Annotated in this window: 22 protein-coding genes and 1 riboswitch; of the genes, 18 read left to right on the top strand and 4 right to left on the bottom strand. The window is 39.9% G+C overall.

The annotated features are described in order from the left end of the window. Nucleotides 1–90 precede the first annotated feature (90 nt). From AC2HW8_RS09670 to AC2HW8_RS09695, 6 genes are all read left to right on the top strand, one after another. Nucleotides 91–462, top strand: a complete 372-nt coding sequence (locus AC2HW8_RS09670; protein ID WP_484327496.1) for a heavy-metal-associated domain-containing protein — start codon at nucleotides 91–93, stop codon at nucleotides 460–462. Between the two features lie 28 nt (nucleotides 463–490). After that, complete coding sequence (locus AC2HW8_RS09675) at nucleotides 491–1,447, top strand: helix-turn-helix domain-containing protein (RefSeq protein ID WP_021883403.1); 957 nt, start codon at nucleotides 491–493, stop codon at nucleotides 1,445–1,447. 418 nt (nucleotides 1,448–1,865) lie between these two features. Next, nucleotides 1,866–2,420 (top strand): DUF3793 family protein, encoded by a 555-nt coding sequence (locus tag AC2HW8_RS09680; RefSeq protein WP_015523590.1) that lies wholly within the window; start codon nucleotides 1,866–1,868, stop codon nucleotides 2,418–2,420. Between the two features lie 45 nt (nucleotides 2,421–2,465). Continuing rightward, entirely contained in the window at nucleotides 2,466–2,888 is a 423-nt protein-coding gene (locus AC2HW8_RS09685; RefSeq protein WP_015523591.1) for a flavodoxin, read from the top strand. Between the two features lie 245 nt (nucleotides 2,889–3,133). After that, complete coding sequence (gene ilvA, locus AC2HW8_RS09690; protein WP_118101329.1) at nucleotides 3,134–4,327, top strand: threonine ammonia-lyase; 1,194 nt, start codon at nucleotides 3,134–3,136, stop codon at nucleotides 4,325–4,327. 37 nt (nucleotides 4,328–4,364) lie between these two features. Beyond that, on the top strand, nucleotides 4,365–4,736 hold the full coding sequence (locus AC2HW8_RS09695) for a RidA family protein (RefSeq protein WP_015523593.1): 372 nt from the start codon (nucleotides 4,365–4,367) through the stop codon (nucleotides 4,734–4,736). Between the two features lie 328 nt (nucleotides 4,737–5,064). Here AC2HW8_RS09695 and metK read toward each other — a convergent pair whose 3' ends face one another. Further along, complete coding sequence (gene metK / locus AC2HW8_RS09700; protein WP_484327497.1) at nucleotides 5,065–6,246, bottom strand: methionine adenosyltransferase; 1,182 nt, start codon at nucleotides 6,244–6,246, stop codon at nucleotides 5,065–5,067. A gap of 54 nt (nucleotides 6,247–6,300) precedes the next feature. After that, a riboswitch (SAM riboswitch) is annotated at nucleotides 6,301–6,397 on the bottom strand. Between the two features lie 156 nt (nucleotides 6,398–6,553). Here metK and AC2HW8_RS09705 point away from each other — a divergent pair. The 3 genes from AC2HW8_RS09705 (at nucleotide 6,554) to AC2HW8_RS09715 (ending at nucleotide 7,709) form a co-directional block, all read left to right on the top strand. Continuing rightward, nucleotides 6,554–7,042 (top strand): N-acetyltransferase family protein, encoded by a 489-nt coding sequence (locus AC2HW8_RS09705; protein WP_484327498.1) that lies wholly within the window; start codon nucleotides 6,554–6,556, stop codon nucleotides 7,040–7,042. Between the two features lie 30 nt (nucleotides 7,043–7,072). Beyond that, nucleotides 7,073–7,405, top strand: a complete 333-nt coding sequence (locus AC2HW8_RS09710) for a cupin domain-containing protein (RefSeq protein ID WP_484327499.1) — start codon at nucleotides 7,073–7,075, stop codon at nucleotides 7,403–7,405. A gap of 82 nt (nucleotides 7,406–7,487) precedes the next feature. Next, on the top strand, nucleotides 7,488–7,709 hold the full coding sequence (locus tag AC2HW8_RS09715; RefSeq protein ID WP_021883399.1) for a hypothetical protein: 222 nt from the start codon (nucleotides 7,488–7,490) through the stop codon (nucleotides 7,707–7,709). Between the two features lie 48 nt (nucleotides 7,710–7,757). Here the strand turns inward: AC2HW8_RS09715 and AC2HW8_RS09720 are convergent, their stop codons facing one another. Then, nucleotides 7,758–8,201 (bottom strand): KH domain-containing protein, encoded by a 444-nt coding sequence (locus tag AC2HW8_RS09720; RefSeq protein WP_021883398.1) that lies wholly within the window; start codon nucleotides 8,199–8,201, stop codon nucleotides 7,758–7,760. A 272-nt stretch (nucleotides 8,202–8,473) separates the two neighbouring features. Here AC2HW8_RS09720 and AC2HW8_RS09725 point away from each other — a divergent pair, with 272 nt between their 5' ends. The 6 genes from AC2HW8_RS09725 to AC2HW8_RS09750 all read left to right on the top strand — a co-directional run bounded on the left by AC2HW8_RS09725 (nucleotide 8,474) and on the right by AC2HW8_RS09750 (nucleotide 11,843). Next, complete coding sequence (locus AC2HW8_RS09725; protein ID WP_015523598.1) at nucleotides 8,474–8,713, top strand: type II toxin-antitoxin system Phd/YefM family antitoxin; 240 nt, start codon at nucleotides 8,474–8,476, stop codon at nucleotides 8,711–8,713. Beyond that, nucleotides 8,703–8,978, top strand: coding sequence for a Txe/YoeB family addiction module toxin (locus AC2HW8_RS09730; RefSeq protein ID WP_101070330.1), 276 nt, complete (start codon nucleotides 8,703–8,705; stop codon nucleotides 8,976–8,978). The genes AC2HW8_RS09725 and AC2HW8_RS09730 overlap by 11 nt, the downstream gene beginning before the upstream one ends. 179 nt (nucleotides 8,979–9,157) lie before the next feature. After that, the gene (locus tag AC2HW8_RS09735) at nucleotides 9,158–10,012 is read left to right on the top strand and encodes a pyridoxamine kinase (RefSeq protein ID WP_021883396.1); all 855 of its coding nucleotides are present in this window, start codon (nucleotides 9,158–9,160) and stop codon (nucleotides 10,010–10,012) included. A gap of 10 nt (nucleotides 10,013–10,022) precedes the next feature. Next, nucleotides 10,023–10,574 carry an ECF transporter S component gene (locus tag AC2HW8_RS09740; RefSeq protein WP_021883395.1) on the top strand — a complete coding sequence of 184 codons (552 nt, stop codon included), beginning with the start codon at nucleotides 10,023–10,025 and terminating at the stop codon, nucleotides 10,572–10,574. Nucleotides 10,575–10,604: 30 nt separating this feature from the next. After that, nucleotides 10,605–11,207, top strand: a complete 603-nt coding sequence (locus tag AC2HW8_RS09745) for a TIGR04100 family radical SAM protein (RefSeq protein WP_117950661.1) — start codon at nucleotides 10,605–10,607, stop codon at nucleotides 11,205–11,207. A gap of 213 nt (nucleotides 11,208–11,420) precedes the next feature. Then, nucleotides 11,421–11,843: a potassium channel family protein gene (locus tag AC2HW8_RS09750; RefSeq protein WP_117979022.1), complete on the top strand. Its 423-nt coding sequence runs from the start codon at nucleotides 11,421–11,423 to the stop codon at nucleotides 11,841–11,843. Between the two features lie 82 nt (nucleotides 11,844–11,925). On the opposite strand, the gene AC2HW8_RS09755 is transcribed toward AC2HW8_RS09750, so the two are convergent. Further along, nucleotides 11,926–13,281: a sodium-dependent transporter gene (locus AC2HW8_RS09755; protein WP_303793053.1), complete on the bottom strand. Its 1,356-nt coding sequence runs from the start codon at nucleotides 13,279–13,281 to the stop codon at nucleotides 11,926–11,928. A gap of 259 nt (nucleotides 13,282–13,540) precedes the next feature. Here AC2HW8_RS09755 and AC2HW8_RS09760 point away from each other — a divergent pair, with 259 nt between their 5' ends. Both AC2HW8_RS09760 and AC2HW8_RS09765 read left to right on the top strand, forming a co-directional pair. Then, nucleotides 13,541–14,431, top strand: coding sequence for a hypothetical protein (locus tag AC2HW8_RS09760; protein ID WP_147339853.1), 891 nt, complete (start codon nucleotides 13,541–13,543; stop codon nucleotides 14,429–14,431). 157 nt (nucleotides 14,432–14,588) lie between these two features. Further along, nucleotides 14,589–14,975, top strand: a complete 387-nt coding sequence (locus AC2HW8_RS09765) for a hypothetical protein (protein WP_303793054.1) — start codon at nucleotides 14,589–14,591, stop codon at nucleotides 14,973–14,975. Between the two features lie 78 nt (nucleotides 14,976–15,053). Here the strand turns inward: AC2HW8_RS09765 and AC2HW8_RS09770 are convergent, their stop codons facing one another. Continuing rightward, entirely contained in the window at nucleotides 15,054–15,692 is a 639-nt protein-coding gene (locus tag AC2HW8_RS09770; RefSeq protein WP_303793055.1) for a hypothetical protein, read from the bottom strand. 288 nt (nucleotides 15,693–15,980) lie between these two features. Between AC2HW8_RS09770 and AC2HW8_RS09775 the strand changes: the two genes are divergently transcribed. Further along, complete coding sequence (locus AC2HW8_RS09775) at nucleotides 15,981–16,556, top strand: tetratricopeptide repeat protein (protein WP_117886200.1); 576 nt, start codon at nucleotides 15,981–15,983, stop codon at nucleotides 16,554–16,556. Nucleotides 16,557–16,982 lie beyond the last annotated feature (426 nt).

Here is a 16,982-nt window from a genome sequence, read left to right on the forward strand (position 1 = left end):
GAAATTATGAATTTGGTGTTGAAGAAATTTTACGGTGTAAAGTGTATTCAAAACTGTTCTGAATCGTAAAAAATAAAAGGAGAGATAAATATGGAGTATGTTTTTTACGGATTACTTGCCGTGGCATTCATTGCGTTTGTGGTTCTCGTAATCAGAAGTTACAGGAAAAAGCTTGCAAGCGGATGTTGCGGTGCAAGTGACGAAAGTGTTAAGAAAAACAAGGTTGCCGATAAGGATAAGTCACATTATCCCTATGAAAAAACTCTTGTTGTTGACGGAATGGTCTGTAAAAACTGTTCCGCAAGAGTAGAAAACGCACTCAATTCAATTGACGGTGTGTGGGCGGAAGCGGATGTTTCTTCCGGCAGGGTTACGGTCAGAATGAAAAATGAAATCGAGGAAAAAGTCCTCAAAAAGACAGTTAACGATATAGGCGCATACACCGTTATGAAGGCGGAATAAGGCCTTTTAGGAGAAGAGAGGCAACCTTATGGCAGTATTGCAGAAAATTGACAATCCATACGGTATGATACAGACTGTTGAACACTGCGAATCGTTCAGCATATACCGTTCACAGGACAGCACGGGCGATTGCGAGGTCACCGTGTATCCTGTGTTTTCAGGCATTGAGCTTGTGTATTACGATGTACATATGCAAAGTTGTGACATTAATCTTGCAAAGGGAAGAGAAATGCTCATCATCACGCATTGTCAGGAGGGCAGAATTGAGTTTGAATACAAAAACGGCGAATATCTTTACCTTGCGTCGGGTGATTTGTCGATACAGAAGAATACGGAGAACATCCGACACAGATATTGTCCGCTGAGCCACTACCACGGTGTGTCGGTTGCAATTGATATGAACCGTGTGCCAAGGTGTTTTTCGTGTATTCTTGACGATGTTTTTGTCAGCCCCGAAGAGCTTGAAATGAAATTCTGTTCCGAAAAGCCGTACTCAATTATGCGTGAAAATATCAGCATTGAGCATATTTTTTCGGAACTCTATTCCGTTCCCGAAAATATCCGAAAGGGTTATCACAAGGTTAAGGTGCTTGAACTTCTTTTGTTTTTGAGCGGCCTTGAATACAAGGGTGAGAGTGAGGAAAGACGATATTTTTCACGCTCACAGGTTACCGCCGCAAAAGAGGCAAAAAAATATCTGCTTGCTCACCTTGACGAGCATATAACAATTACGGAGCTTGCCGATATGCTCGGCATCTCTTCAACTTCTCTTAAAATTTGCTTTAAGGGTGTCTACGGCGACACGATTAACGGCTACATAACGAACTGTAAAATGCAAAAGGCCGCTTCGCTTTTGAAAAACACCGACAAAAGTGTGCTTGAAATTGCAGGAATTGTCGGCTACAACAACGGCAGTAAGTTTGCGGGTGCTTTCAGAAGGGTGATGAACAAGTCGCCGAATGAGTACAGAAAATCGCTCGTCTGAACAGAGCCTTATATGTCCGTAAAGAGCAGTAAAAAGACTTTGTAAGGTGCTATAATAACATTGTCGAAAAGATACGCCTATATTCTTTTCTGACAGACTGCGGAAATATCCGCAGAGTATTTGATGATTACTTTGCCGGGTAATTATTCATAATATCTCTTCTCCTTTCAGGGACAGCGTTTGCTGTCCCTAAATCTTTGCTGAAATTGTCTGTCCGTTTGGAGCGTAGAAAACCTTTTAAGAGCCGATAACAACATTGATTGATGGTATATTTTAACTGTAAGATAAAGACAACAAACAAGTCTTGCTTATGGAATTAAGTTAGCAAAAGCTAACTGTAAAACAATTATCGGATAATCACTGTGGTGTATTTATTCAATTCTATTCAAATCATTCATTCAATTATTTAGAGGAAAAGATGTCAGAAGATTTAATTATCAAGCATTGTTCCCCAACGCTTGCAGGAATAAAAACGGCTAACCTTTTTAACTGTCCGTACTCATCACGGCTTGAGTGCGAATGTGATGTGAGAAAGCTGAATAAAATGTTCTGCAAAAAGGGAATAAAAGTTCTGCCACTGAAGTTCAGCAACGGAAAGGCTTTAATCTATATTTTTCGCCCGTCCAAGCTTGCTGTTGATTTGTCCGATGAATATGCGTGCAAGCTGCTTGAGTCGCAGGGGTATCATTCACACGATGCCGCACGCTGTATAAGGGAGCTTCGCCACCGACTTAAAGACTCAACCGAGTTCCCGCACGAAATCGGACTGTTCCTCGGTTATCCTCCCGAAGATGTCCGTGGCTTTATTCTTCATAAAGGAAATTGCTGTAAATATTCAGGTTGCTGGAAGGTTTACGGTAATGAAGAAAAAGCAGCCAAAGAGTTCGCCAAATTCAAAAAATGTTCTGACATCTATTACTCTAAGTGGTTACAGGGCACGCCTATTCAGAAACTGACGGTTGCATGTAACTGACTTAAAGTGTAATCAAGTACAAAAACTGAAAGGTGAGTATATAATATGAGTAAAGTAGCAGTAGTATTCTGGAGCGGTACAGGTAACACAGAGCAGATGGCGGAAGCCGTTGCCGAGGGTGCAAAGTCCGCAGGCGCAGAAGTTACTCTTGCAAATGTAAACGATTTTGATTCTTCATCGGTTGCAGATTTTGACGGCATTGCATTCGGTTGTCCTGCAATGGGTGCGGAGGTTCTTGAGGACAGCGAGTTTGAGCCTGTTTTCAATGAATGTGAAAGTGCATTAAACGGCAAAAGCATTGCCCTCTTCGGTTCATACGGCTGGGGTGACGGTGAATGGATGAGAAACTGGGAGGACACCTGTAAGGGTGACGGTGCAAACCTTGTTTGCGAAAGCGTTATCTGTAACGATGCTCCCGATGACGATGCCCTTGAGGCTTGCAAAAAGCTTGGCGCATCACTTGCTTAACTTAGGCTGTAAGTATTCAATTAGTTAATACCAATTTCATAATTTCATAGAAACGCCTGTTTACGCTTGTAAGCAGGTGTTTTTATTTGTTCATCATTAATATTTTATATTCTGTTTGCGAATTATGAATAAGACTTTAAAAAATCCTGCAAAAATTCCCTTTGTTTATTCCAAAAAAACTTGATTTTAAAGCCTTGTTGTATTAAAATAAGCAATGGATACATATAGAAAAGGAAGTAATTGGTATGCTTACATTAGACAAAATCTATCACGCATCATATGTTTTGAAGGATGTTATCAGACAGACTAATATCGTTCAGGCAAGGGGTATTTGTGATGATTGTGATGTTTATCTCAAACCCGAAAATCTTCAGATTACAGGTTCATTTAAGGTAAGAGGTTCAGGCTACAAGATTTCTCAGCTTACCGAAGAAGAAAAGGCAAGAGGTGTTATTGCCTGTTCTGCAGGCAACCACGCTCAGGGTGTTGCACTTGCTGCTACAAAGTACGGTATCAAGTCGCTTATCTGTCTGCCTGACGGTGCACCTATTTCAAAGGTTGAGGCTACTAAGAACTACGGAGCCGAGGTTTGTATGGTTCCGGGTGTTTATGATGACGCTTATAACGAGGCTTTAAGACTTCGTGATGAAAAGAACTATACATTTATCCACCCGTTTGACGATGAAAATGTAATTGCAGGTCAGGGTACAATCGGTATCGAAATTATGAACGAAATGCCCGATGTTGACGCTGTTGTATGTGCAATCGGCGGCGGCGGACTTATTTCGGGTGTTGCCTGTGCAATCAAGAGCCTTAATCCTAACATTAAGGTTTACGGTGTTCAGGCAGAGGGCGCTCCTTCAATGGTTGAGTCAATCAAGAACGGCGAGCCTGTTCATCTTGACAGCGTTTCTACAATTGCCGACGGTATTCAGGTTAAAGAACCGGGTGAGCATACATTTGAATATGTGAAGAAGTATGTTGATGATATCGTAACAGTAAGCGATGACGAAATTTCATCTGCAATTCTCAAGCTTATTGAGTCACAGAAGATGATTGCCGAGGGCGCAGGCGCAGCTCCTTTGGCTGCTGTAATGTTCAACAAGCTCCCTGTTAAGGGCAAGAAGGTTGTTTGCGTTGTATCAGGCGGTAACATTGATGTTACAATCCTTTCAAGAGTTATCAAGCGTGGACTTCTTATGACAGGCAGACAGCAGACTGTTTGCGTTGAACTTCAGGATAAGCCCGGTCAGCTTGTTGCCGTTTCAAATATTATTGCACAAAAGGGTGCAAATGTAATTTCTATCCACCACGAAAGAGGCGGAGAGGGTACGGATGTAAACGGTTGTTACCTCCGTGTTGTTCTTGAAACAAGAGATTTTGCTCAGATTAAAGAAATTCACGACGCACTTGTTGACGCAGGCTTTAAGCTTGTTTAATCAGTAATTTTTAATATATTGACAGGAGGTCATTATAATGGAAAAGGTTTACACTAAAAATGCTCCCGATGCTATCGGTCCGTATTCACAGGCTGTAAAGGTAAACGGTCTTGTTTTTACATCCGGTCAGATTGCAATTAACCCTGCAACAGGCAATGTTGAGGCTGCAACAATTGAGGCTCAGACAGAACAGGTTTGCACAAACCTTAAAAATGTTCTTGAGGCATCAGGCAGTTCACTTGAAAAAGCTGTTAAGACAGTTTGTTTCTTAAAAAATATGGAAGATTTCGGTGCTTTCAATGAGGTTTACGGCAAGTATTTCACATCAAAGCCGGCAAGAAGCTGTGTTGCAGTAAAACAGCTTCCAAAGGATGTCCTTGTTGAAGTTGAGGTTATTGCAGAAGTTTAATTCTGATTAAGAATTAAAACAACATCTACATAAAAAATCAAAATCCCGATTAACCGTAAAAAGTTAATCGGGATTTTTGTGTTTATATTTGAAATATATGTTGTTATGAGAATGTAGGGGGCGGATAGTATCCGCCCCCACAGCGAGCCACCGTACCCAATTCGTGTAGGTAGTTTGTAATGCCCACAAAACATATCACGCCCGAGCGTAGCTTTATAATTGTTTGTACAATTTATCAACAATATTTTTTTAAATAAAAAAATCGGGAACAAGAATTTGCGTTTGTACACAAACCTTATTCCCGAAATTATCGAACAATTTAATTCTATTAGCCGACAACCTTTAAAAGCTCGTCAACCTTATTTGTCTTTTCCCATTCAACACCGAGTTCTTCTCTGCCCATATGACCGTAAGCGGCAAGTGGGAGATACTTTGTTTCCGTGAGCTTGAGCTGTCTGATGATAGACTGCGGACGGCAGTCAAATACCTTTTCAACAGCGTTTGCCAGTTCTTCGTTTGAATATTTTGATGTGCCGAATGTGTCAACCATTATTGAAACAGGCTTTGCAACACCGATTGCATATGCAAGCTGAATTTCGCACTTCTTGGCAAGCTTGGCGGCAACAATGTTCTTTGCAATATATCTTGAGTAGTAAGCGGCACTGCGGTCAACCTTTGTCGGGTCTTTACCGCTGAATGCACCGCCGCCGTGACGAGAAAATCCGCCGTAGGTATCAACAATAATCTTTCTGCCTGTAAGACCTGAGTCGCCGACAGGACCGCCGATTACAAATCTGCCTGTCGGGTTTACGAAAATCTTTGTGTTCTCGTTCATAAGCTCAGCAGGGATAATCGGTTTGATAACATACTCGATAAGGTCTTTTCTAATCTGCTCAAGTGTAACATCTTCATCATGCTGTGTTGAAATTACAACCGTGTCAATGCCAACAACCTTGTCATCGTCATATTCAACAGTAACCTGAGTTTTGCCGTCAGGACGGAGATATGAAAGAGTGCCGTCTTTTCTTACCTTTGTAAGCTGTTTTGCAAGCTTGTGGGCAAGAGAAATTGGCATCGGCATAAGTTCGGGTGTTTCATCACACGCATAACCGAACATCATGCCCTGATCACCTGCACCGATCTGATTGTCGGTATCGCTTTCGCCGTCTTTAAGCTCAAGACTTTCGTTTACGCCCATTGCAATGTCGGGTGACTGTGCGTCAATTGATGTGAGAACCGCACAGGTGTTGCCGTCAAAACCGCACTTCGGATCGTTGTAGCCAATGTTGTTTACAACCTTTCTTGCAACATCTGCGATGTCAACATAGCAATCGGTTGAAATTTCACCCATAACATGAATCATGCCTGTTGTAGCCGTAACCTCGCAAGCAACATGGGCGTTTTTATCCTGAGAGAGGATTTCGTCAAGAACTGCGTCGGAAATCTGGTCACACACTTTGTCGGGATGACCTTCCGTTACAGACTCGGATGTAAATAAATGTTTAGCCATTTAGAAAACTCCTTCCAAAAAAATAAGCACCGTTCATCCGAAAGGTGCTGTGTTTACTCATCTTTCGGTAAATACCGCAGGATTTGGCACCTTGCATACGCAGGTTGCCGGACTTCACAGGGCCTGTCCCCTCAGTCACTCTTGATAAGATCATTCTTATTCAATTCTATAAATAGATTATACAGTATCTTTCGACAAATTTCAAGATTAATTTGCAATTTTAAAAAGGTAAAAATAGTAAATATTTCAGCCGTTTGGATTGAAAATTTTAACTTATAGTGCTAAAATTAACCCGAGGTGACTGAAAATGAGTATTACCGTGAGAGAATACGGGGAAAATGATATTAAGGGTATGGTTTCCGTATGGAATGAAGTTGTAAGGGACGGAGTTGCCTTTCCGCAGACTGAAGAACTTGATTTTGAAAGCGGAAAAAAGTTTTTTGCAGAGCAAACTTGTTGTCCCGTTGCAACCGATGAAAACGGCGAGGTTCTCGGAATGTATATTCTTCATCCGAATAATGTCGGCAGATGCGGTCATATTTGTAATGCAAGCTATGCGGTTTCCTCATCGTCGAGGGGAAAAGGTGTCGGCAGAAAGCTTGTGTCGGATTGCCTTGGGCGTGCTAAAAAATACGGCTTCAAAATTTTGCAGTTCAATGCTGTTGTGAGAACCAACAAACCTGCAAGAAAACTTTATGAAAGCCTTGGCTTTGTAAAACTCGGAGTTATTCCGAAAGGTTTTTTGATGAAAGACGGTCACTATGAGGACATCTGTCCTTATTATAAAGAACTTTAAAATTTCAATTTAATCAGGAGGACAAGAGATATGATTATTGATTTTAAACATATGGAAGAACAGATTTTGCCGAATTTTAAAGGCGGAGAAAAGGCGTATGCCGTAAAGAAATTCACGGATGACAGAAATATGATTATGCACGGTCGCCTTGAAAGCGGTGCGTCAATCGGACTTCACACTCACGAGGGCAACTGCGAAATGTTCTACATCATTGAGGGAACAGGCAAGGTGCTTATGGACGGCGAGTATGAAAGAGTTGAGGCAGGCGTGTGCCACTATTGCCCGAAAGGTCATACACACCGCCTTATTAATGACAGCGACTCCGACCTTGTATTCTTTGCTGTTGTTGCAGAGCAGAAGTAATTTTATTTTCGGTTTATGATTTCCGATTATTCTCTGTTGTATCTTAAATCCCTATGCAAAAACTAAAACAGGGGTGATTACGGTGAACAGAACTGCAGAAATACTCGGAGAAAAATGGGATTTGCCGCTTGGTTTTACAATGGCACTCGGTGAAAATCCCGACGCAATGTTTGTCTTTTCAAGTATGCCGAAAAAGTACCGTGAAAGCTGCATTGACAGAGCGAGGAACGCAAATTCCCGTTGTGAAATGCAGAGAATAGTATCGGATATAGCACAAAAATCTTTTAATGATTTTATAGGCTAACAAAAAAGCAACGGAGAAAAAACTTCGTTGCTTTTAAATTGCTGTCTGTTATTCGTTTGCACTTTTATAAAAATCTCTTTTACCGATAAGCTCGCTTGCATTTCTCCAACGAACTTTCTTTGAGCAGATGACCGTGCCTTTATAATTGTGTATGTCATCTTCCTTTACATCACCGTTGTCGCACCAATAAATAAGACCGTCTTTTACGAAAAATGATGCATTCAATATTTCACAGGTGTAATCTTGCTTCACGGGATACATGCTTATATATTCAAGTTCGGAAAATTCAAGTTCAAGTGCGGAAATATCCTCAAATTGTCGCTGAATAAGAACTGTTAATGTACGCTTTGTGTTTACCGGCGACATTGACAGATTCGTTTCGACATAAGCACCGCTTGAATATTTTATTTCTTTTATGCAACTGTCGTGAAATCCGATAATTTCTTTCATGAAATTGTCAATTTCATGCTGTGTACGAAGTTCTTTCCACATACATATCAACCCACGATAAATAGAATATGTAAATAATTATACAATATTCCGACCTTTAATTATATCGGTAAACTGTACAATCATTTTATGTCTGCTTTGTTGATAAAGCCAAAAATGCACTCCGACAAACCAAAACTGCCACGACAATGCACGAAGAGGGACATATGATTAAGAAAACCAACCCGACCGATTGCGGAATTTTGTTGTAAAAATATTGACTTTCTACTATATGTACGCTATAATGTACATATAGTAATATAGGAGGTGCGTTTATGATTAATACTAATGTAACTAATTTCAGAAAACAAATTTTTGAATTGATTGATCAGACTGTAAAGTATAATGAACCTATAAACATCAGCACCAAAAGCGGAAATGCTGTTCTTATAAGTGAAGAAGATTATAATAATCTTGTTGAAACAATGTATCTTAATTCAATTCCCGGTATGAGTGAAAAATTAAAGGACGGAATTGAAACTCCGCTTGAGGAGTGTGAAGAATTTGAGTGGTAATTATAAGCTGATGATTACAAAATCAGCCCAAAAGGATAAGGAGAAAATCAAGCAGTATCCTGCATTAAAGCGTAATGTGCAGAATTTACTTGAACTTATCAGCGAAAATCCTTTTCAAAATCCACCGCCTTATGAACGGCTTATCGGAAATTTGAAACAATGCTATTCACGCAGAATAAATTCTCAGCACAGACTTGTCTATATGGTTTATGAGGAAGAAAAAATCGTAAAAATAATCTCTATGTGGTCACATTATGAGTTTTAACAGAAAATCAGTTTATAAATATGAAAAGGCACCTTCAATGTGAGGTGTCTTTTTTTGCATCTTACAAACTGTACCTATAAAAATTCTGAAAATTGTACATACAAATAATGACAGTGGTGTTGTATAATGACAACATCACAAGATAAATGTTGAACTGTTCAGAAATTTTAAGGCGTGGTATGATGACAAAAAAAGCTGTATTAATCAATGATCTTTCGGGACTTGGCAAGTGTTCGCTGACGGCGGCAATCTCTGTTTTGTCCGTAATGGGCATTCAGGCGTGTCCTATGCCGACAGCCGTTTTGACAAGTCAGACGGGATTTGAAAGCTTTTACTGCAACGATTGCACTGATAAGCTTGATTATTACACAAGTGAATGGAAAAAACTCGGCTTTCAGCCTGACGGAATCTATACGGGTTTCCTCTCAAGTGAAAAGCAGGTGGACAAAATTCTTTCATTTATAGACAGCTTTGAAACCGACAACACGCTTGTACTTGTGGATCCGGTTCTCGGTGACGGCGGAAGAACCTACAGTCTTTATACCGAAACTCTCGGCAAAAAGATGAAAAAACTCGTTTCTGTTGCCGATGTAATCACCCCGAACCTTACCGAATGTTGTATTCTGTGCGATACCGACTATTCAGAACTGATTAAAAATGCCGATTCTCCCGATTTTCTTGATACGGTTGCAGAGCTTGCCAAAAAGCTTTTGAAACTCTACAAGGTGAAAACCGTGATTGTTACAGGCATTGAGCATAAAATTTCCGATGAGGTTACAAAGATTAACAATCTTATTGCAGCCGATGATGAGGTGTTTTGTGTCAGCTGTGAAAAGACGGGCGGAAGCTATTCGGGTACAGGTGATTTGTTTGCCTCGGTTGTCTTTTCTGGACTGCTCCGTGGTGACAGCCTGAAAGATACCGTAAATCTGGCGGTAAAATTCATACAGACCTCTCTTTGTGAAACCGTTAAACTCGGTATTCACCGCAACGAGGGTATTGAATTTGAAAAACATTTAAAAATGCTTTTGTGAGGAAATTACTATGACTGCTAAAACTGTTTCAAAAACCGATTCAAAATATAATGTAAAGCTGATTGCAATTACGGCAATGTGTGCGGCTCTTATTACCGTTACAACTGCTTTTATCAAGATTCCGTCACCGCTTGGATATTCTCATGCAGGCGACTCTATGATTTATCTCGCCGCAAGTATCCTTCCCGGACCTTTCGGAATTATCGCATCATCAATCGGCGGCGCTCTTGCCGACCTTATTTCGGGTTATCCGCATTGGGCAATCCCAACAGCTATTATCAAGGCTGTCAACGCAGTTCCGTTTGTGCTTTGCAGAATGGCGATGAAGAAGCGTGGCAAAGATGAAAAAATCATCAGTCCGTCATCACTTCTTATGCTCATTCCAACAACAATCGTTACAATCGGCGGTTACTTTATTGCAAACGGTCTTATGTATGACTTTGGTGCCGCAATTGCGGAACTTCCCACTTGCTGGTTGCAGCCCGGTGTAGGAGCATTAATCTACATTGTTGTAGGCATCGGTCTTGATAAAATCAATTTCAAGAAAAAACTCTCGCTTTAATGTGAGTTTCAATAAGGAGAAGAAAACATAATGGCAGATATTCTTTATGTGTACAAAACATCTATCTATGCTAATCTGACGAACAAATGCCCTTGCAGATGCACATTCTGTATCCGCAACAATACCGATTCGGTCGGCAGTGCAGATACACTCTGGCACAAGCATGATCCGAGTATGGCGGATATTAAAAAGGCTGTTGATGATTTTGATTTCACAGGCTACAAGGAGCTTGTATTCTGTGGCTACGGCGAACCGACTTCAGCTCTTGACAATATGCTTGAAACCGCAAAATATGTAAGGGAAAAGCACCCCGACATCAAACTCAGACTCAACACAAACGGTCTTTCTGACAGAATCAACAACAAGCCCACAGCTGAGTTGATTTCAAAGTATATTGATTCTGTTTCAATCAGCCTCAATACCTGTTCATCGGAAAAGTATGACGAAGTTTGCCGTCCTGTTTTTGACCATGCGTATGAGTCAATGCTCAAATTTGCAGAGGATGCAAAGAAGTATTTTGAACATACGCAGTTTTCAATCGTAGATACAATTCCCGAAGAAGACATCAAGGCTTGTCAGAAAATTGCCGATGACAGGGGAATTCATCTCAAAATCAGAAAATATTCTGATTAATCGTTAATTTTAATTTTTCATTTCATTTTATATTTCAGAAGTAAAGCCGACTTGTTGTTATGACAGGTCGGTTTTATTTTTATTCGGTATGTCATCCGCAACTGTCCGATAGGACAATTTCACTTTCAAATGATTCTATTCTTAAAGCTGTATATCCACCGCCTTGACGGAGGTAATTTTAATTGCTATAATTTATACAAATGGGGTGGTGCTTTGAAAAAGACAAAACTGTTGAAAATTGTCCTCAAACGGACAGGCGCAATTAAGCTTTTGTGCAGTTATGTTATCGTGTTTTTTGCGGTGAGTGTTGCAATATGGATTTTTGAGCCGAACATAACTCGGCTTTTTGACAGCATATGGTACTGCTTCAGCGTTGCCACAACAATCGGACTCGGAGATGTGCTTGCAACAACGCTTGTCGGCAGAGTGCTTTCAATCTTTCTTTCGATATGTTCAATTCTTATCATTGCAGTAGTTCCGGGCGTAATCACAAGCTACTATGTGGAAAGTACAAAACTTCGTGCTGACGAAAGCAGTGCAAAGTTTCTTGATGATCTTGAGCGCCTTCCCGAACTTTCAAAAGAAGAGCTTGTCGAGCTTTCCGAAAAGGTGAAAAAGTTTAATCGTAAAAAGTAAATTTAATAAATGCGGACATAAAAAATCCCGACAGTATCAAAAACATACTGTCGGGATTTTGCCTTTAAAGAAATATATTAACTTATTTTATGAATCCCTGAACAATCAAAATCAGTACAAGAACAGGGAGTACATACTTGAAATACGGCTTTAAAGCCTTTGAAAATTTAATGCCTTTACCGGTGTTACACTCATCAAGGTAGTTGTCAAATCCCCAACCGAATTTTGTAACGCAGAAGAGGAGATACACAAGCGAACCTACAGGAAGAAGGATATTGCTTACGAGAAAATCTTCCATACCGAGAACATTCTGACCGAAAATTTGGAAACCGCTCCAAATGTTGAAACCGAACACACACGGCAAACTTGCGATAAGAATGATGATTGTGTTGATAAGAACAGACTTCTTTCTGCTGATGCCGAACATATCAATCCAGAACGAAATGATGTTTTCAAACACGGCAATGATTGTTGAGAAGCACGCAAAAGTCATAAACAGGAAGAACAGAGTACCCCAAATTCTTCCGCCGGCCATATTTACAAACACATTCGGAAGTGTTACGAAAATCAGAGCAGGGCCTTGGTCGGGCTGAACACCGTATGAAAAACAAGCGGGGAAGATGATAAGACCTGCCATAATCGCAACAAATGTGTCAAGTGCGCAAATTTTGATTGACTCACTCGGCAGAGCGTGGTCTTTTGACATATAACTGCCGAAAATTTCCATTGCCGCAATGCCAAGGCTGAGTGTGAAGAATGCCTGATTCATAGCGGATGAAATAACATTGCCAAGTCCGATTTCATTCACCTTGTCCAAATCGGGAATAAGGTAGAAGCTGAGTCCCTCGCCTGCACCCGAAAGGAATAAGCTGTTGCCTGCGAGTACAAGAATGAGTATGAGCAACGCAATCATCATAACTTTGCTGACTTTTTCAATGCCCTTTTGAATACCTCTGCTGCAAACAAGGAATCCGAGGACGGTGATAATCGCCATCCAAATTACCATTTCAAGCGGATTTGACTGCAATTCGTTGAATACTCCGCCAACTTGCTCCGAGGTCATTCCGCTTTCAAATGAACCCGTCGCAAATTTGTAGAAGTAGCTCGTCATCCAACCCGAAACCGTGGTGTAGTACATCATCAAAAGGTAGCATCCGAGCATACAGAACCAGCCGTGAATGTGCCACTTGCTCTTTGGCTTTTCAAGTTTTTTGTAGCCGAGAACAGCACTTTTTCTGCTCGCTCTTCCGACTGCAAGTTCCATTGTCAAAACAGGAACTCCCATAAGAACGAGGAAGATTAGGTACAAAAGTACAAATAGTCCGCCGCCGTTCTGTCCTGCAACATACGGAAATCGCCACACATTGCCGATTCCGATAGCGCAACCCGCACTTACAAGGATAAACCCAAGTCGGGATTTAAAATTTTCTCTTTCCATAAACGAATTCTCTCCTATAAAAACAAACTCTTTGATTATACAAAAAATTCACACATTTGTCAAGATGCTCTGTTTTTAATAAATGAAGAATTTTCGCAAAAAAACCGCATAAATAAGCCGTTTTTTAGAGCAGAGGGTAGATAATGGGACAGTGGTTTATGGTATAATATTATTAAAGAAAAGAAAAGGAAAAACCTAATTAAAAGGGCAATAACAATAATTGTTACTAAGTTAATGAAAGGCGGAAATTATTATGTTAATGAATTGTAAAAGAAAGATCCACGAAAAGCTTGTGTTTGAAAACGCACCGCAAAATCCCGAAGCAATCAAGGGTATCCGTGCATACCTTTTGGCGCTGCTTTCCTATGCAACGATGTCGAAGAGATGTGAAAATGCTGACTTTGATTTGCATATTGATATTGAGGGCGATGAAACGCTTTTTGAAACCGAAGACGAAAGTGCGGGCGAGATAATCCAGAAGCTCGGTAATCACGGCGGATTCACAATTGACATCACCTGCAGCGGAAAATTTGTGAATATCGGCAACTGTTCCGATGAGGAATTTATCACGGTGGCGTGTTTTCCTGATAGAGTTCCAAGCATTTTTGATTGCCTTGAAAATTCTGGCGAAAAGGACTTCAAGTACGGAAAAATAGCTTATTTTGACGGCATTGATTTGTGGTTATCCCAGTACATTGACGATAAAACCTGTATGGACAATGTTTTTGATTTTGGCGACATTGTTGAGAAAAAGGACTTCGCAATTTCAAATTTGTGGAATAGTGAAATGTTTCTTGTTATCGCATTTGATTTTGAAAAGTATCACGATGAGGCTGAGGAAATCAAGAATATAATCGAAAGATATATTTATGTTGATGATGAAAAAGCATTTAAAAAGTGCCGCAAAAAGTGGGATGAGGAAATGATAATCGGAATTGACGGTGTGCAGTGGATTCCCGAAAATGTGGGAGAAATCGTTGCATTTACCGATGAAATCAACGAAGTGCTTGCTCGACTTGACAGGGATGAAGATGTAGGAATTGAATCGTATGGACTTTTCTGCAATATGGACGAGTTCTTCTCGGCGCAGATTTATGCAGACAATGAGGAACATTGCTTTAAAGTTGTTGCGGTTCAGTCCGTAGTATGAAAAAAGGGAAGGATTTCTCCTTCCCAATAAAAAGTTTGATTATTCTATTATGATGTTTTTAACGCCGTGACTGAGGATTACATTGATAAGCTCGTTTCTTGAATAATTTGTTTCTGCGGCAGAGCCAAGTGACAGTGTTAATAGTTCAACTGAACCTGTGACAAACACAACAGACAGTAATGTTCAAAATGTGACTGTAAATAATTCTGCTAATTCAGATAGTAGTACAAATGTTGAATATTCTCAGAATTTTGTTCAGGTTAATCCGAAAAAGAAACCTGCTCCAATAAAAATAGTGATACCTGTAGTGATATTATGTGTTTTGGCGGCTGTTTTGATTGCACCATTGATTGACGCAAATCCTGTTGTTTCTAACAGGTTGGTTGGAAAATGTAAGAACAGCAACGAAACAACATATGTATTTAATGAAAATGGTATTCAGTACTACTACAACTTACATAACTTGGTAATAAATGCATTTTCAGACGATTTTAAAGACGCTACTTTTGATAGAATTCATCTTTCAGAAAGTGATTTGCAGTAAACAAAAACGAGGAAGGCATAAAACCTTCCTCGTAATTTTTTTGCTATTTTGTTAAGTCGAAAAGTGAAAATTCAAAAATTAAAACTCAATTGCATCTGTGAAATCGTCAGCTTCATCTTCAGATTCGTCAAAATAATCGGCATCGTCAGAATCACTTTCGTCTTCGGAAATGTCAATCATATCGAACTCGTCATATGTAACAGCCTTGTTGAGCTTGAAAAAGTTTGTCTGGCAGAAGTAGCAGCAGACACGGATGTAGTTGAGAAATTCGGGAGTTTCATTTTCATAGTCCTCGGCAGAAACACCCTCTTTGATGATAAGCAGCATCTCGACAATCTGCGAGTTACTGATAAAGAAGTTGTTATGCTCCTCAAAGATGATGAAAATATCGTCATCATCGAGGTCATATTTTTCGCAGGCATAAAGTGCTTCGCTCTTTGAATTCCTCACAACTCTGTAAATCTCAAAATCAATCATATCAGGCTCATCACAATCAATGTTGCCCATAACGCAGAGTTCAAGAAAAGTCTTGCTCATAACAGCCTTGTCGGTCAGTTCAAGGTCAAAGTGCTTTTCAAGAGAAATGATAAGCTCGTCCTGTGACTTCACACCAGGTGTGATGAGTGGCTTGTATCGTTTGATGAGTTTGTTTTTATAAAATTCCGAATTTTCATACTTTAATGAAAGATTAGCGGCAATGTTGTCAAATATATTCATCGTTATCTCCTTAAAAAACAAGTGGTTTTTATGTTTACAAGTAAATTATAATCGAATTTAAGGATAAAATCAATATGCTTTTTGAATATAATGCCCAAACAGATTTATAAATTCGCAGTTTTCATTTATAATCTTAATGTAGAATGACAAACTTGTAGGGGCGGATATCATCCGCCGGCCTTGATGCTATCATATGTTTCTTCTGAATGTGTTGATATGATAAAAATTGTGTATTCGTAATATTGAAGTAAAATATATGATAAGCAGAAAACGGTAAGGAGGAGAGTTATGAGCTTGTTTGATAAAATGAAAAAATATCAGCCCCCTGAAAAACCGAATGACGGTGAATTTAAGAGCGATGTAAACACGATTCTGCACGGTACAAGCGTTCAGAACAGAAAAGAAATGTGCGAGCTTGAATACATGAAGGCAAGACGGCTTTTGAAAAATCCGACCGTTGAAACCGTTGCCCGTGCTAAAAATATAATGAATACCCTTGCAACCGATTTCGATTATCTTCCTGCCGTATTGTGGATGGCTGAATTTTCCGTGAACGGTGTCAAAAATCCCGAACAGGCGGCTATGTGGTACAAAAAAGCCGCAGACCTTGGCAGTGCGAATGGAGCGTCCAAAATTGCAGATATTCTTATGGACGGCAGAGGTGTTACCCGAAATCCGAAACTTGCAATGGAGTACTATAAAATTGCCGCCGATAACGGCATAGCGTCAGCATCATTCGCTTTGGGTGAATATTATGCAAAAACAGGCAATAGGGAAGAGGCAGTAAAAGCCTACGAAAAAGCCGTCAAAGGCGGATATAAAGATGCCGAAAAAAAGCTTGCCAAATTGAAGAAAAAGTTTTGATTGGTAAGATTTTAATTTAGTCAAATAATATATAAATGAAGCAAAGTAGTTGTCATTTTGTAGGGAAGAACCGTGTTCTCCCTTTGCAATTAGATTGTAAGCTTTATAAAAATGCTCTGATTTGATTGATGTTGTGTTTAAATTTGAACGCAGTAAAATGTGCAAAAAGAAAAGGTACTCAGTTTTGAGTACCTTTTCGTGTGGAGCGGATGATTACTTTGTGGTACGAAAGTTGCAAATCTCGTCTTTGTCTAAAGCGTTTAGGCTTAACTTGGATCAACGCTACGCCCTAAAAACAGTTCGCTGAACTGTTTTCTAAACGGGCTTTCGATTCCCATCTGGTTGTTTTATTTTTTAATTTTTGCAAAAAGAAAAGGTACTCGTTTTTGAGTACCTTTTAATGTGGAGCGGATGATTACTTTGTGA

It is taken from the genome of Ruminococcoides sp. (genome assembly GCF_057037865.1).